Here is a 15,626-nt window from a genome sequence, read left to right as displayed (position 1 = left end):
GGGAGACATGAACAATGTTGATCGTGGGATTGACGGGCGGGATAGCTTCCGGCAAGAGTACAGTGGCCAGAATGTTTGAAAAAAAGGGTGCCGTGGTGTTTGATGCTGACGTGATGGCCAGGGATGTTGTGGGGGTCGGGGAGCCTGCCTGGGAAGAGATCGTTGATCACTTCGGTACGGGTATACTTTTGAAAAGCGGGGATATAGATCGGGAGAAACTGGGTCATATTGTCTTCAGCGATGATGCGGCCAGGAACAGACTGAATGCCATCGTTCACCCCCGGGTAGTGGAAAAAATGGTTGAAGGTATCGATGCCCTGAGAAAGAGTAATTCTGCCGGGCCCGAGGTGATTGTACTGGACGTGCCGCTCCTGATCGAAAGTGGTATGCATGGCTTCGTCGATGTTGTGGTTCTGGTTGATCTACCTGTTGATATTCAGAAAAAAAGGCTTGAAAATCGCGACGGTTTGACAGACAGGGAGATGGAAGACCGCTTTTCATCCCAGATGAGCGCAGAAAAGAAAAAACAGTATGTCGATTTTACCATCAACAATAGCGGTGGCCTTGACAAAACCCGCGCGCAGGTAGAGGAATTCTGGGATATAGTACCTGTTCTCCTGGACAAAAAAAGAGGACGCGGTATGGAAACAAAAAACAACGGTTCCTGAAAGAGTGGCTGGGAAGATTGAAAAAAAGCAATATATATTATATATTGATATTTCTCCTGGTGTTGCTGGTCTTGCATTTTCTCTACGCACCTTTCTGGGGAAGATTTCTCTACCCCTTTCCTTACAGGGAAGAAATACACCACTCTGCCCTGGAACATGATCTCGATCCCAATCTGCTGGCAGCGATTATCCATGTAGAAAGCGGGTTTGATCCGGCAGCGGTATCTGCCAAAGGGGCGGCGGGACTGATGCAGATCATGCCCGAAACGGCGGAATGGGCGGCCGGTATAATGGGTTTTGAGGCATACAATCAAGACTTGTTGTTTGAACCGGATTGCAATGTCAAGATCGGCTCATGGTATCTATCAGGTTTGATGGTACAATTCTGTGATGACGATCTGGCTGTAGCTCTGGCAGCTTACAACGGGGGAAGGAACCGGGTCAGGCGATGGCTCTCCGAAGGAATCTGGGATGGACGGGCTGAAAATATCGCCGATATTCCCCTGCTGGAAACGCGTGAATATGTACAGAAAGTATTGAATACCTACAATCAATACCGGAATATCTACGAATAGTATTTTGATCAATGAACATTCTTGATATAAAATATAGCGGAAGCAGCGCTTGTGGAAACGGAGGGAGCATGGTATATGTACAAAATCACTTTGATACGCGGCGACGGTTCAGGGCCCGACATTGCCGCAGCGGTTTTAAAGGTACTGGACGGAACCGGGGTCAAGATAGAGTGGGAAGAGGTTGTTGCCGGGGAGGAGGCTTTGAAGAAATGCGGGACCCCTTTGCCCGACGAAGTAATTTCCTCGATCAGGAGAAACAAGGTTGCCCTGAAGGGGCCGCTTACAACTCCGGTGGGAGTCGGCTTTCGCAGCGTGAATGTAGCCCTGCGGCAGAAACTTGACCTTTACGCCAACCTGAGGCCATCCAGGAGTTATCCCGGTGTAAAATCACATTACCGGGACATCGACCTGGTCGTTGTCAGGGAAAATACAGAAGGCCTTTATTCCGGGGTGGAACACAGGGTCGGTGAAGATGCAGCGGAGAGTATAAAAATAATCACTCGCAAAGCTTCGGAAAATATAGTGCGTTTTGCATTTGATCATGCCGTCAAAAACAAAAGGAAAAAAGTTACGGCAGTGCACAAGGCCAATATCCTCAAGCTGAGTGATGGTCTTTTCCTTGAAGTGGCCCGGTATGTGGCCAGGGAATATCCGACTATTGAATTTGAAGATCGGATCGTGGACAATATGTGCATGCAACTGGTCCAAAAACCCCATCTCTATGACGTTATGGTGATGCCCAACTTTTACGGTGACTTCATTTCCGACCTCTGTGCCGGCCTGGCCGGAGGGGTGGGATTGGCACCGGGGGCAAATATCGGAAAAGAGATGGCAGTTTTTGAACCGGTCCATGGAAGCGCTCCCAAATATGCGGGTATGGACAAGGTAAATCCCAGTGCCATGTTGCTTTCTGCTGTGCTCATGCTGAGACATCTGGGGGAAAGCAAGGCGGCCGATCTGGTAGAAAGTTCACTGGCGGCGGTCATCGCCGAGGGCAAGGAAGTCACCTATGATCTCGGTGGGACGGCGAGGACTTCGGAGATGGCTGATGCGATCATCAGAAAAATGAAAGACCGGGAATAGATTTCCCGGTCTTTTTTCAAGGATGTACTAGGGCAAATGGTAGCTATCATCATCGGTATCCGGAAGGAATGCCTCATTCTTCTTGCTCTTTTTGAAACTGTCAAGGGGGGGCAAGTTTATTCCCAGTTCCCTTGAAATCTCTTCGCGGTATTTTTCAAGTTTGTTGATATCGATATTCCTCTTCTGTTTTCTACCCTTGTTAAATTTTTTGGCCAATTGTTTCAACCTCCCTTCTACATGAAGTTCCGGTGTTTCTTTATTTAGTGTTTACTCTTATTTGTTTCTTATCCATTGACAGGGGCCGGTTGAATTTTTGATTATAATTAATCGGAATCTGGAAAATATAAAGGTAGTGATTTCAAACCGAAAGTGGAAAGGAAGCAAGCATATGGAAGAAAGAGAAAGTGAAAACGCAACGGTATTGACACTGACCCATTCCGTGGTCAAATATGGTGCATGGTTGATAGGTTTGATCATCGTCCTGTATTTTATTTCCCGACACGTTTTTCCTTTTATACAGGGGCTATTCTAGGACAGGAACAGGAAGATGGCAAACCTGACAGAAAGGAGGGAAGAAAAGATGCTCACCACGTTTCACATCATTCATATCGTCATTGGTCTCTGGATCGCTCTGGTCAACTTCACGGATGTTCTTTCTCCCACAACCCTGGCCTGGAACAATTTCCTTCTGGGATTGATAATCGCAGCCTACAATGCTTATCATCTTTTTGCCCGGAAAGATGTTGGAGTCGGGCATGAATAGTCGAAGGATGAACGGGCAACCTTCTTGAACGAAAGAGAGCTATCGCATGCGTATTGCAGGATAGCTCTTTTTTTGAAATGGCTTTTTCCCGTGAACTGTGAGTATTCCATGTTCCCGCATCCTTTCTCCATGGCCAAAAAAACAATTTTTTGTGAGCCATCGAATGGTTGTCGGGGAGCAGAGGAGGACAGGGTTATTGAAAGACCATGCTACCGGATGAAATCGAGAAGGGAATCACAACCAACCCCGGGAACCTTCAGGCCCCATTCCGGAAATCTTCCCTGTCTTTGACCCACCCGTTCATCATATAAATATTTTCAATTGTTCAATTGGTGATATATAATGATGGTATCGTCAATATTGCAAAGGAGAGGTGTTTCATGGACAGGAGAAACCAAGCAAAGAATTCAAGAAAAAAGGCCCGCCGCGCGGTTACCTTCGATGAAGGGCCTGCCAGAGCATTGAACATCATGTCCTGGCTGCTGATCATCATGGCCGCATTTGCAATAATATACTGGATAATATTTCACACGACGTCCGTTCTTCTGGTAAAGGATGTGGAGACGTTCGGGGACTTCAAAAATCCTTTTCTTCTGGGAAGCATCTGGTTGATAATCATTTCCCTGGCTGCAGGCATACAGTTGCTGTTGCGTAAAGAGGATGCTCTTGTATATGGTATTCTGGCGGGAGGATCACTTGTGGTCATGGGGCTGATCCAGGTTCATTTCAACTTCATGCAAGGGGTTTATGCCAGATTGGGCCTGGCGATGGGCATAGAATCATTTATCAACCTTGTAGCCATCATATTCGGGGGCTATGCCATTACTTTTTTCTGGAACAATCGCGAAAACATGCTGGAACACAGGGACAGAGGGCCGACCCCACCGGTTAAAAGGAAAAAAAGATGGTAGGCTTTTCTGTCCGGTGTGATCAGGCCGGCGGCAAATTGAAACCACCGCCGGGCAGGTGATATTTGTGAAAAGAAGGCTCTCCACATGGAATGGAGAGCCTTGATTTTTCTGATCGGACCGGTATCCATCCCGGGAACCGGGGCCCGGCCGTGTTTTAGTAGACAAGCGCCTTCCTGTCGACCCTATCCTTGGTTATTTTCATGGCCGCCTCGGCATGGTTCAGTGTTTCATTGATATCCTTCTCTTCATGCGCCGCGGAAATGAACCAGTTGTGTTGCGGGTTCAAATAAGAACCCCTTTTGGTAGCTTCTGAACAGAAGATCTGGTTGAGGTAAGGTCCGTCTTTTCCGGTAAAATTGATGAACGGAATGGTAGGCGGTCCCGAGGTGATCAGTTCCAGGCCATGACGCTCGGCTATCTCCTTCAAACCTTCCATGAGCATGGTGCCCGTTTTGAACATCTTGTCGATGGCATTGGTTTCTTTCAGTTCCTTGAGTGTGGCCAGGGATGCCGCCATGGGTTCACTGGATGTCCAGTAGGATCCGGTGACGAAAACCTTGGCTGCTGCGTTCATCAGCTCTTTTCTACCCATGCATGCCGAGATGGGATAGCCATTGCCCATTGCCTTGCAATAACAACTGAGATCCGGAGTAAAATCGAAATACTCGTTGGAACCATGTATGTTGAGCCGGAAACCTGCTCTAACATCATCAAGTATGATGACGATTCCTTCTTCACGGCAGATTTTTTCAATCTCTTGCCAGTATCCGGGCAAGGGCATGATCTGTTCCGTAAAAGTAGGATGATGGTAGGGAGTGGCTATGAAACCGGCGATTTCCCCGCGATGTTCCCGGACCACCTTGCGGAAACTGTCGATATCATTCCATTCGACTTTCAAAATATTTTCGTGGTCCTCGGGTATTATGCCTCCATGGCCGAGGGATGTGCACCATGCTCCTACCCCGTGATAATGATCGCGCACCGTGATGATTTTTTTCAGGTTTGTATGTGCCCGGGCAGCGAGGATGGCGAAAGTGGTCATATCACCACCATTCTTTCCGAAAAGGACCCAATCCGCAAATGTGATCAGATCCACCATATATTCAGCAAGCTCCACCATGATTGGCCCGGGGTGGTTGGTGCAGTTGGCCATCTTTCTCTGTTCATCGGCGGCTTTGTCCACAACGGGGTGGTTGTGGCCGAGTATCATGGGCCCGAAACTGCACATGTAGTCGATAAACTCATTGCCATCCAGATCTGTGTAGCGGCACCCCTTGGCTTTGGTGGTGTAGAAAGGAAAAGCTCCGGGAACGGTCAAGGTAGGGGAAAAATGGCCGTAAATGCCACCCGGGATTATTTCCGTGGCTCGTGAAAATAACTTGGCAGATTTCTCGTAGGTGTAGGTTTTTTCTTTGGTGTCTGTCTTTTCACCTACCAACTCTTTACCCAATATCTTTGCACACATAATATTGTCCTCCTTATTTTATTGATGATCTATGATAAGCCTTACTTTACATGGCTACAGATAGTAGGTAAGGCGATCCAACAGGGGGTTGATACCATCAATCAGAGGTATAAATCCTCTGATCTTGATCTGTTGCAGACCGATGGCTGCAAAAAGATCAAGATCTCCCTGAATCATGCTCCAGGCAGTTTTGAGATCCGCGATCTGAAGTACAGCCGTGGGGTTTTCCACCGACCCTTTGGCCGGATAAAATCTTCCATCTTTAACCGTCAGGTTGGAAGAAGGCCCGTCAATAACCCTGATGGCCAGCACCCCATTGGGAATGCTGGGCGAAATCACCTTGAGGACAGGGTCATATTCCCCAATTTCGCGGATACCATACGTCATCACATAGAGAGACATTTTTACGCAGAAGGCAAAGGCGTCAGGGTCTTTCAACAATTCATCGCTGGGCTGAAGATAATACTCAAGACGCCCCAGTACCTTGTCTATTATTGATAACTTTTTCAGATGAAGGAGAGCCACCGCGTTGGGCCGTGGATTTTTGTTGCTCTTGCCCTGGAATACCTCGTTCAATTCGCGGGCATTCTTGAAAGTAAGTGTAGCTTTTGGACCGGCATAATTATCAGTTTCTACCCTGAGTTTACCCTGTTCAAAGATCAATGCTGTTCCCGGGTTGCCGCCGGGCAGTTGAAACTGGATGACGGCGTTCCAACCTTGAATCATCTGCTGAAGATCCTTGTCGAAGGTGGCGATTTCTTCCAGAAGGGGAAGAACCGCCCTCAAATGCAGGCGAGCTAGAACCATTTCTTGCGCTGCTTCCACTAACATCACTCCCTCTTGGCATATTTGAACCACAGAATCAATCAATATGTCGATCATGTAAACATTCGACATCGGGGTATTCATTTCCTCTACTATTATATCACAATTTTATCCATCGTGTTGCCGCAATGTTCAATTTGTCCTTTTTGATTTTATGATGTAAAATATAAAATATGAAAAAGTGTCCATAATAAATCATTATGGAGAAGAAATGTCCATTATGTTACAAGTCCAAGATCAGTCAAAGGAGGATCCATGATGAACTTCAAAGGGTTGACAATAAGCGTGCCCAAAGAAATCATGCCCGGCGAAAAAAGAGTGGCCGTAACACCGGAAACCGTGAAACAATTCACGGAACTGGGTGCTCGGATGCTCTTCGAGAAGGGTGCAGGGGAAGGCTCTTTTCTTGGTGACATTCTTTATCAGGAAGCCGGTGCCGAGGTAGTTCAGGACGTAAGGAAACTTTACAGTGAAGCCGACATCGTATTGAAAGTTAAAGAACCACAGTTCAATGAAGAACTGCAGCGGCATGAAGTGGAGTTATTTCCGGAAAACAGCATTCTGGTAACCTTCTTGCATCCGGCAAACAAGGCGAATCATGAGATGGTCAGGATGCTTGCCAGGAGGAATATAACTGCTTTCACACTCGATGGTATACCCAGGATCTCCAGGGCCCAGCAGATGGATACCCTGACGGCCATGAGTACCGTGGCAGGATACAAGGCTGCTATCTTTGCCGCCTACCACCTGGGTTCTTTTATACCGATGATGCCCACATCATCGGGCATCATTCATCCGGCCCAGTTTCTGATCATCGGTGCCGGTGTGGCGGGGCTGCAGGCAATCGCCACGGCAAAACGGCTCGGGGCCAAAGTCAAGGTGCTGGACATCAGGCCCGATGCCAACGAACAGGCCCAGAGCCTTGGTGCCGAAATCATTTCTTTTGATCTGCCTCCGGAATTGGCTGTAGGAGAAGGGGGTTATGCCAGGAGGCTCAGCGCGGAATGGCATGCCAGGGAGAAGGAGGTACTTTCCCCACATGTGCAGGAAAGCGATGCAGTTATTCTGACCGCGCTTATCCCCGGGGAAATAGCCCCGGTTCTGATCGATGAACCGATGATCAAGGGGATGAAAAAAGGTTCTGTCGTTATCGATATAGCCATAGACCAGGGTGGGAACTGTGAAATGAGCCGGAGCGGCGAGGAATACAATTTTGAAGGTGTCTTCATCAGTGCTCTCAAGAATGTTCCAGCTACCCTGCCGATCGACTCTACCCACATGTTTGCCAGAAATATCCTGAATTACATGAAATATATTGTCGAAGAGGGCAAGACCAGGGATGACCCCGATGATGAGATTATTTCGGGAACCCTGGTTACAAAAGCTGGCCAGATAGTGCACAAAGGGGCATTGCTGGCCATGAACAAGGATACAAATTAAACGGGAGGGAAAGAAATGATCCTGGCAATGATTGCGGTTCTGGTCGTAGCATCCCTGGTTGGTTACAAGGTTATTTCCGGGGTACCGCCTCTTTTGCACACACCCTTGATGTCCGGTATGAATGCCCTTTCGGGGATAACGGTTCTTGGTGCGATTATTGTCTTTGTTGCTGCGCCTGCCGGATTGAAGATCTGGGCATCGATAGCATTGGTACTGGCAATGATAAATGTAGCCGGAGGTTACTGGGTCACGGAACGAATGTTGCAGATGTTCAAAGGTAAAGAGGAAAAAGTAACTGATTAAGGAGAAATTGCTATGGTAGAATTGAAAATAATAATTGCGGCGATTATCATTATCGGTTTCATTGTCGGAATACGCCTGATGCAACGCCCGGAAACTGCTCTCTGGGGCAACCGCCTCGGGGCATTATGCATGTTTTCGATAATCATTCTGGTTCTTTACAGTGAAGGAACGCTTGCAGATTATTCCATATGGTTGGTCATTCTGACAGGGGGTATTCTGGGAGTTATCATGGGGCAACTGGTCAAGATGATCCAGATGCCCCAGATGGTTGCGCTCCTAAACGGGTTTGGCGGGGGGGCGTCGGCTATCATTGCGGCAAGCACCATCATGATACATACGGAAGGAATCGCGGGAGTGGAATTCTATGTTTCCCGCTTTACAGGCCTGCTGGCTCTCTCCCTGGGAACATTGACTTTTGTAGGCAGCATGATCGCAGCGCTGAAGCTTCAGGGATGGATAAATCAGAAACCGGTTCTGTTTTCGGGCCAGCGCTTCTATCTGATATTTCTTCTTGTTGCGGGGGCATTGCTTATCTTCGCCGGCCTTTATATTCCCCAGGATGCTTTTATCTACTTGCTCCTGTTGCTGATGGCAATATTCATAGTATATGGGGTCATGATGGCTGTACGTGTCGGGGGAGCCGACATGCCCATCATAATATCTTTTTTCAATTCTTTGTCCGGTGTGGCTGCGGCCATCTGCGGGATGACGGTTGGAGACCTGGTTCTGGTGGGGGTTGGTTCACTGGTCGGCATGGCGGGTCTGATATTGACGCAGATAATGTGCCGGGCCATGAACAGGAGTCTGGCTTCTGTGCTGGGAGGATTCAAGAGCAGTGTTTCAATCACAACCGATGAACCGATTTCCGATGCAGGTGCGGATGTACAGGAGGAAGAAGAACCGGAGGAAACAAAACTAACCCCGGAAGAGAAGATCTCGGCCATGGCCAAAGACCTGGGAAAAGTTATCATTGTTCCCGGCTACGGGATGGCCCTTGCGCAGGCCCAGCATCAGGTTGCGGAATTGATCCAAACTCTTGAAAGGCAGGGCAAGGAAATCAAGATCGGTATCCACCCCGTCGCGGGAAGGATGCCGGGGCACATGCATGTTCTTCTGGCCGAGGTGGGAGTACCTTACGAGCAACTCTATGACATGGAAGCGATCAATCCCGAATTCAAGGGAGCAGATCTGGTCGTTATCGTGGGTGCCTGTGATGTGGTAAACCCGGCTGCCAATACGGCGGAGGGGACCCCTATCTATGGCATGCCCGTGCTGGATGTCCATCAGGCCAAAAATATTATTGTCTGCAACCTCGATGAGAAGCCCGGTTATTCGGGAGTGGACAACACCCTGTACAAAGAAAAGAATGTTATCACCCTCTGGGGTAACGCGATGGAAACCGTTCCCCGGGTCACCTCTTTGTTGAGGACGGAAGACTGATCAACCGATCGGATTTCAAACAGTACACGGTGCAGCAACCGGATAATTGCCCCGGTTGGAGCAGAATAACAATCAGGATAATAACGAGGAATTGTCAATTGACGGAGAGCCGCATTTTTCTTTCGCCGCCCCATATGAGCGGGGAAGAGCAGAAATTTATCGACGAAGCGTTCGCATCGAACTGGATTGCCCCACTGGGGCCCAACGTGGATGCATTCGAACGGGAAGTTGCTGCGGCTGTCGGTGTTGAGGGGGCTGTGGCCCTCGTATCGGGGACCGCAGCCTTGCACCTGGCCTTGATTCTGGCCGGGGTCGAGCCCGGTGATACAGTTTTTTGTTCGTCCTTGACCTTCATCGGTAGCACGAACCCCATTCTTTACATGAACGCTGAACCGGTATTCATAGATTCCGAGAAACAGACATGGAACATGTCCCCCCGGGCGCTGGAAAAAGCTTTTGACGAAGCCAAAAAAACGGGGGTCTTGCCCCGTGCAGTGATTGTCGTTCATCTGTACGGGCAGAGCGCGGACATGAAGTCGATCATGGAGATATGCGATCGGTACGGGATCCCGGTTATCGAGGATGCGGCCGAATCATTGGGCGCCACCTATCGAGGTAAAGCTAGCGGAACATACGGCAAGTTCGGTGTGTTTTCATTCAATGGAAACAAAATAATTACAACCTCGGGTGGGGGGATGCTCATCTCCGATGATCTCGAGGCGTTGGAAAAAGCGCGTTTCCTTGCCAGCCAGGCCCGGGAACCGGCCGAGCATTACCAGCATCGGGAGATGGGGTACAATTATCGACTGAGCAATATCCTTGCCGGGGTGGGAAGAGGCCAACTTGGAGTTCTGGAAGAAAGAGTGGACAGGAGGCGTGCCATTTTCGAGCGATATTGCCGGGCCCTCTCGGGCATGAAAGGCATAGAATTCATGCCCGAAGCTTCATCGGGACGTTCCACAAGATGGCTGACTGCCCTCCTGCTAGAACCCGGAACATCGGCATCCAGGCGTTCACAAATTATCGATCATATGGATCGGCATAACATTGAAATACGCCCCGTTTGGAAACCCATGCATCGGCAACCGATATTCAAAGAATGTCGATCCTATCCCCACGAATCCGGAAATTACGTTGCCGACCAACTTTTTGCCAGGGGGCTCTGCCTGCCATCGGGATCGGGCTTGACCGACGAGCAGCAGGACAGGGTGATATCCTGTTTCAAGGATGCTTTGGAACTGCAGTGAGAAGCTGACCAGGCCACAAAAGTTTTTCAATCGGTTCCCCGCGGGTTCCCCGGGCCATCACGGAAGGACATGCCCGGGCGCAATGCAAAACAGTATGATAGAATAAAACAGATAAAACTACCGATAACATAACAATAAGGGGTGTAGATATGACAAAAAATATCGAGGAACTTGCTGTCAACACAATTCGTTTTCTGGCTGTCGATGCCATTGAAAAGGCCCGCTCGGGGCATCCCGGGTTGCCCATGGGTGGTGCACCCATGGCCTACACGCTCTGGTCCCGTTTTTTGAAACACAGTCCACAGGACGACCGCTGGATAAATCGAGACCGTTTTGTTTTATCCGCCGGCCATGGTTCGGCCCTGCTCTATGCCTTGCTGCATCTTTTTGAATATGATCTTTCACTGGAAGACATCAAGGATTTCAGGCAGCTGGGCAGCAAGACCCCCGGCCACCCGGAATATGGTCACACCGTCGGTGTAGAGACGACCACCGGCCCGCTGGGCCAGGGGTTTGCCAACGCTGTGGGCATGGCCATGGCGGAGAAAAGGCTGGCGGCGGAATTCAATCGTCCCGGATTCCCGATCATGGACCATTACACATACTGCTATGTTGGTGATGGTTGCCTGATGGAAGGAATCGCCTATGAAGCCGCTTCACTGGCCGGGCACCTGAAGTTGGGCAAATTGATCTGCCTGTATGATGACAACAAAATCACCATCGATGGTTCCACCGACCTGTCTTTCACGGAAGACATTGAAGGCCGTTTCAAAGCATGCGGTTGGCAGGTGGTCAACGTCAAGGACGGAAACGATATCGATGCGGTGGCAGCGGCTATCGATGAATGTAAAAAGGACCGGGATCGCCCCTCGTTGATTAAAATACGCACGGAAATCGGTTTTGGAAGTCCAAACAAACAGGGAAAATCCGCTGCTCACGGTGCTCCCCTGGGCGAAGAAGAAGTCCGTTTGACCAAGGAAAATCTGGGCTGGCCGGCGGAGCCTTCTTTCCTTGTTCCCGATGAAGTGCGGGAACATTTCAGGGGGCTGGCCCGCAAGCTCTCCGCGGAAAAAGCAGATTGGGACAAACTTGAAAAAGCGTATCGTCACGATTTTCCGGAACTCGCCGCGCAACTCGACGACTGGTTTTCGGGAGAGTTTCCTGCCGAAATGGAAGTAGAATTGAAGCAGATGAATTTTGACGAACCGGCGGCCACCCGCGCCGCTTCGGGCCGGATCATGCAAGTTCTGGCCGGTCATCTTCCCAATTTGATGGGCGGCTCCGCCGATCTCAATGCTTCGGTTCAGACATTTCTCCATGACCGGGGCGTATTTCAACCTGAAAGCCCGGAAGGAAATAACATTTATTTTGGTATCAGAGAGCATGCCATGGCGGGAATACTGTCCGGTCTGGTACTTCATGGCGGCCTGCGGGCCTTCGGTTCTACGTTCATGGTTTTTTGTGACTACATGAAACCCTCGATCAGGCTGGCGGCCCTGATGGGCATTCCGCTAACCTATGTCTTTTCGCATGATAGTATCGCCGTGGGTGAAGATGGCCCTACCCATCAGCCGATCGAGCAACTCTCGAATTTACGTTCCATACCCAATCTCACCGTTTTGAGGCCGGCTGATGGCCGGGAGACGGCCATGGCCTGGCTCCTGGCGGTAGAAAAAAAGGATGGCCCCTGCGCATTGATACTCTCACGTCAGGGACTGCCACAGCTTTCCGGTACAGGAGAAGAAGCCTTGAAAGGTGCCTATATATTGAAAAAGGAGAAAGGGGAAACCCCGGATCTTGTACTGATTGCCAGCGGTTCGGAGCTGCACCTGGCCCTCGAGGCCCGAGAGATACTGGCAGGAAAGAATATTGATGCACGGGTGGTAAGCATGATGAGCTTTGAATTGTTTGCCATGCAAACCGAGGAATACCGGGAATTTGTACTTCCGGAAGAGGCAAAAAAACGCCTGGCCATCGAGGCAGCTCTGCCCCTTGGATGGGAACCTTTTGTCGGCGACGAGGGGCGTGTTATCGGCATGAACGATTTCGGTCAATCCGCTCCGGGCGGGTTGCTGCTCGAGACGATGGGCTTCACCGTTGACAATATCGTCGAGCAAGCACTGAAAATGATGACACTGTCATGATATGGAAATAGCAGTGATCATGTTGAAGCAATGAACGAGAAGGATGGGCCTGCCTCCTGCGGGCGGGCCTCCTTTGACAAACGATGAAGCAAGTTGTACATGAATTGTCCTTGAAAAAAGCGGCCATATTTGTTATTATAAGCGTGCAGGCGTTATATTACATGTCGGGGTGGCGGAATCGGCAGACGCGCACGTTTGAGGGGCGTGTGGTTTATACCGTGGGGGTTCAAGTCCCCCTCCCGACACCATTGCCTTGGGCAACATTTCGTACAAACAAATTATCTGGCAAGCAGCGGAAGCCCACTCGCAAGAGCGGGCTTTTTGCTTTTGATCGGTGGATACACAATTTCTTTTCGTTTTCCTCCACTCCATAACATTTCAGGGTTATATGGCTTGTCCCCGTGGAGAGCGCAGCAAAACCGGTACATACAAAAAATGGCGGCAGGACTTTACATTTCCCGCTGCCGGTTTTCTTTCCGATCCTTTGCGACTTTTCTGTCTGGAATATTTTTTGCGCAGAACGATGAACAACAAACGGCAGACAATGGATTCCCACTATCTGCCGTTTCGTATCATTTCTCTTTCCACATCCTGACAAACGCCCACGGTTTTTGTGTAGAAGGGGGTATTATCAGGTTTGGCACATTATGTAACTACAACCTAGCCAATGAGTGCTTGCAGCTTCATGGCCAGAGACATGTCGCCTTTGACTTTCAGTTTGCCAGCCATGAAGGCGGAAGTGGCATTGAGTTGCCCTTCCATCATTTTTTCAAAATCTTCTGCGGACAAAATAATGGTCACGTTGGGGCTGTCATGGGGAGCGTCCACGATTTCAGCTTCCCCTTCTGCCACCACGGCATGAAAAACACCGCCGTTGTCACCGGAAAGATCAAATTGGAATACAGCGTCAACGCCCTTGATTTTTGCCGGATCCGCTTCTCCTACTTTTTGCTTGATGGCGCTCAGGATATCTGCAAAAGCCATTAAACAAAACCTCCTTTAAAATTTTTTGGCCAAGCAATCAATATAATTCATCAATTACTTAACCTGTTTAATTAGTTCCAATCGAAATTATAATAGATTCATAATTTTTTGTCAACAACAAAAATCGATAATATCTGCAGATAGTTCAATTACATGGTTGAATCCATCGAGGAAGCCAAGGTCTGAACGGGTCATCGACAGGGATGCAGGAAGTGGGCTTTATTCCGCTGTACCGAGGGTGCCGACCCGTATTTCGCGACGGGACCAACCGCCTTGGCGATACCAGGGCCACAGGATAAAAAGTTCGGTGACCACTGATATGCTGATCGCCCACCAGATACCATCGATACCCAGGTTGAGCGGCAAGGCCATGATATATGCGGCGGGCAGTTTGATCACAAAATTGGATACCAGGGCGCTGACCATCGGGGGCACCGTATAACCGGAACCCTTGAATACGGCGTCAATAATATGAAAGGGGCCCATCGGTATCATGCATGCGGAGATTATTCTCAGATAACTGACTCCAAGCTGAAAGGCTTCGGGATCTTTGGTAAAGAGCCCCACCACGGCCGGGGCGGCAAAGAAGAAAAGGCAGGTTATGACCGCCTGAACGATCAGGCTAAGCAGCATGGCCTTGCGGATGATTTCCCTGGTGAGGGAGTGCAAATTTGCGCCGAGGCTCTGACCGATCATGGTGGAGGTACCCACCGTCAGGCCCGAAAGAAGAATAAAGGCAAAACCCAGCAGCCGCAGCCCGATGCCGTAGGCGGCTATAGCCGAAGTTCCGAAAAAAGCGACCAGCCACATCAGGATCAGGCCGGTGAGGGGACGGGTGAGGGTTTGGGTGAAGGCCGGCAGTCCGATCTCGATGATTCTCTTGAAATAGGAAAGCTGAAATTTCCATTTCAAAAGCCCTGCTACCCTGAGCCTGCTGGAAGAGATCTTGCCGCTAAGCAAGATATAGAACATCAACAGGAAGCCGACAACCCGGGCCAGCAATGTAGCAAGAGCGGCACCCAGAATGCCCATTTCGGGCGCTCCGGCCAATCCGAAGATCAGGATGGGATCGAGGATGATATTGACGATATTGGTTATCACCAGGATAACCATGGGGGTGCGGGTATCGCCGACTCCTTGCAAGGTAGCACCCATGGCCATGCCGGGATAAGCAAAGAGCATGCTGATGCCGATAACATCGAGGTAAGTTACAGCCATTCCGTGTACTTCCATATCGACCCTGTAAAGGGAAATGAAGGTATTGCCCAGAGCAAGAATCAGTACGGTTACTGCTACCGAGATGAAGGTGGCCAGCCAGAAACTGTGACGCGCTACCACAGCCACGTTGCCAGCATCATCGGCGCCGCGGTAGCGTGCGACCAGAGCGAGGGTCGAGATAGTTATTATATCCGAGAAGGTAAACAACATCCAGAAAAGGCCGTTGGAAAGGGAAAGTGCCGCTACGGCATCCGTGCCCAGGTAACCAACCCAGTACAGATCTACCAGTTCCAGGGTGGTCTGGAACACCATAAAAGTCATAACCGGCCATGACAGACGCCACAGATCCTGGTATATTTTGTCCCGGTCGAGATGAAGTAGTTTTTCCACGTTCGTAGGATCCTTTCACAGGGGAAATTATATCCTAGAAACTGAAGACATTCAAATAATTGTACATAAAGAGTTGGGCCTGAAGAAAAAATGCCACCGGGTAATACCTTCCCCTCTACCCGGTTTTTCCCAAAACAGATACAAACCTGAAAGCGGGAAATGACATTTTT

Annotated in this window: 17 protein-coding genes and 1 tRNA gene; 13 read left to right on the top strand and 5 right to left on the bottom strand. The window is 49.6% G+C overall.

Annotated features, from left to right (window positions below; translation table 11 throughout):
- Positions 1-14 precede the first annotated feature (14 nt).
- The 3 genes from GX364_01590 to GX364_01580 all read left to right on the top strand — a co-directional run bounded on the left by GX364_01590 (position 15) and on the right by GX364_01580 (position 2,326).
- On the top strand, positions 15-668 hold the full coding sequence (locus tag GX364_01590) for a dephospho-CoA kinase (GenBank protein ID NLI69546.1): 654 nt from the start codon (positions 15-17) through the stop codon (positions 666-668).
- A gap of 32 nt (positions 669-700) precedes the next feature.
- Positions 701-1,243 (top strand): lytic transglycosylase domain-containing protein, encoded by a 543-nt coding sequence (locus GX364_01585; protein ID NLI69545.1) that lies wholly within the window; start codon positions 701-703, stop codon positions 1,241-1,243.
- Positions 1,244-1,318: 75 nt separating this feature from the next.
- Positions 1,319-2,326: an isocitrate/isopropylmalate dehydrogenase family protein gene (locus tag GX364_01580; protein ID NLI69544.1), complete on the top strand. Its 1,008-nt coding sequence runs from the start codon at positions 1,319-1,321 to the stop codon at positions 2,324-2,326.
- A 27-nt stretch (positions 2,327-2,353) separates the two neighbouring features.
- On the opposite strand, the gene GX364_01575 is transcribed toward GX364_01580, so the two are convergent.
- Positions 2,354-2,542, bottom strand: a complete 189-nt coding sequence (locus GX364_01575; GenBank protein NLI69543.1) for a hypothetical protein — start codon at positions 2,540-2,542, stop codon at positions 2,354-2,356.
- A 172-nt stretch (positions 2,543-2,714) separates the two neighbouring features.
- Here GX364_01575 and GX364_01570 point away from each other — a divergent pair, with 172 nt between their 5' ends.
- The 3 genes from GX364_01570 (at position 2,715) to GX364_01560 (ending at position 4,000) form a co-directional block, all read left to right on the top strand.
- A complete protein-coding gene (locus GX364_01570) occupies positions 2,715-2,858 on the top strand; it encodes a hypothetical protein (GenBank protein NLI69542.1) in 144 nt (47 codons plus the stop codon).
- Between the two features lie 15 nt (positions 2,859-2,873).
- Complete coding sequence (locus tag GX364_01565) at positions 2,874-3,089, top strand: hypothetical protein (GenBank protein NLI69541.1); 216 nt, start codon at positions 2,874-2,876, stop codon at positions 3,087-3,089.
- A gap of 380 nt (positions 3,090-3,469) precedes the next feature.
- Positions 3,470-4,000 carry a hypothetical protein gene (locus tag GX364_01560; protein ID NLI69540.1) on the top strand — a complete coding sequence of 177 codons (531 nt, stop codon included), beginning with the start codon at positions 3,470-3,472 and terminating at the stop codon, positions 3,998-4,000.
- 154 nt (positions 4,001-4,154) lie between these two features.
- Here the strand turns inward: GX364_01560 and GX364_01555 are convergent, their stop codons facing one another.
- Both GX364_01555 and GX364_01550 read right to left on the bottom strand, forming a co-directional pair.
- A complete protein-coding gene (locus GX364_01555) occupies positions 4,155-5,465 on the bottom strand; it encodes an aminotransferase class III-fold pyridoxal phosphate-dependent enzyme (GenBank protein ID NLI69539.1) in 1,311 nt (436 codons plus the stop codon).
- Positions 5,466-5,519: 54 nt separating this feature from the next.
- On the bottom strand, positions 5,520-6,296 hold the full coding sequence (locus GX364_01550) for a hypothetical protein (protein ID NLI69538.1): 777 nt from the start codon (positions 6,294-6,296) through the stop codon (positions 5,520-5,522).
- Positions 6,297-6,548: 252 nt separating this feature from the next.
- Here GX364_01550 and GX364_01545 point away from each other — a divergent pair, with 252 nt between their 5' ends.
- The 7 genes from GX364_01545 (at position 6,549) to GX364_01515 (ending at position 13,459) form a co-directional block, all read left to right on the top strand.
- On the top strand, positions 6,549-7,730 hold the full coding sequence (locus GX364_01545) for an NAD(P) transhydrogenase subunit alpha (GenBank protein ID NLI69537.1): 1,182 nt from the start codon (positions 6,549-6,551) through the stop codon (positions 7,728-7,730).
- A gap of 15 nt (positions 7,731-7,745) precedes the next feature.
- A complete protein-coding gene (locus tag GX364_01540) occupies positions 7,746-8,033 on the top strand; it encodes an NAD(P) transhydrogenase subunit alpha (GenBank protein ID NLI69536.1) in 288 nt (95 codons plus the stop codon).
- 12 nt (positions 8,034-8,045) lie between these two features.
- Positions 8,046-9,473: an NAD(P)(+) transhydrogenase (Re/Si-specific) subunit beta gene (locus GX364_01535; protein ID NLI69535.1), complete on the top strand. Its 1,428-nt coding sequence runs from the start codon at positions 8,046-8,048 to the stop codon at positions 9,471-9,473.
- Positions 9,474-9,607: 134 nt separating this feature from the next.
- Entirely contained in the window at positions 9,608-10,720 is a 1,113-nt protein-coding gene (locus tag GX364_01530) for an aminotransferase class I/II-fold pyridoxal phosphate-dependent enzyme (protein ID NLI69534.1), read from the top strand.
- Positions 10,721-10,869: 149 nt separating this feature from the next.
- A complete protein-coding gene (gene tkt, locus GX364_01525) occupies positions 10,870-12,864 on the top strand; it encodes a transketolase (protein NLI69533.1) in 1,995 nt (664 codons plus the stop codon).
- Positions 12,865-13,027: 163 nt separating this feature from the next.
- Positions 13,028-13,112: transfer RNA gene (locus GX364_01520), tRNA-Leu, on the top strand.
- Between the two features lie 140 nt (positions 13,113-13,252).
- Positions 13,253-13,459 carry a hypothetical protein gene (locus tag GX364_01515; GenBank protein NLI69532.1) on the top strand — a complete coding sequence of 69 codons (207 nt, stop codon included), beginning with the start codon at positions 13,253-13,255 and terminating at the stop codon, positions 13,457-13,459.
- Between the two features lie 65 nt (positions 13,460-13,524).
- Here the strand turns inward: GX364_01515 and GX364_01510 are convergent, their stop codons facing one another.
- Both GX364_01510 and GX364_01505 read right to left on the bottom strand, forming a co-directional pair.
- On the bottom strand, positions 13,525-13,848 hold the full coding sequence (locus GX364_01510) for an SCP2 sterol-binding domain-containing protein (protein ID NLI69531.1): 324 nt from the start codon (positions 13,846-13,848) through the stop codon (positions 13,525-13,527).
- Between the two features lie 219 nt (positions 13,849-14,067).
- Positions 14,068-15,456: an MATE family efflux transporter gene (locus GX364_01505; protein ID NLI69530.1), complete on the bottom strand. Its 1,389-nt coding sequence runs from the start codon at positions 15,454-15,456 to the stop codon at positions 14,068-14,070.
- Between the last annotated feature and the right edge of the window lie 170 nt (positions 15,457-15,626).

The sequence above is a fragment of the Bacillota bacterium genome, assembly GCA_012518215.1.
Classification (GTDB): domain Bacteria; phylum Bacillota; class Dethiobacteria; order DTU022; family PWGO01; genus JAAYSV01.
This window is presented reverse-complemented; position numbering and strand designations above follow the sequence as displayed.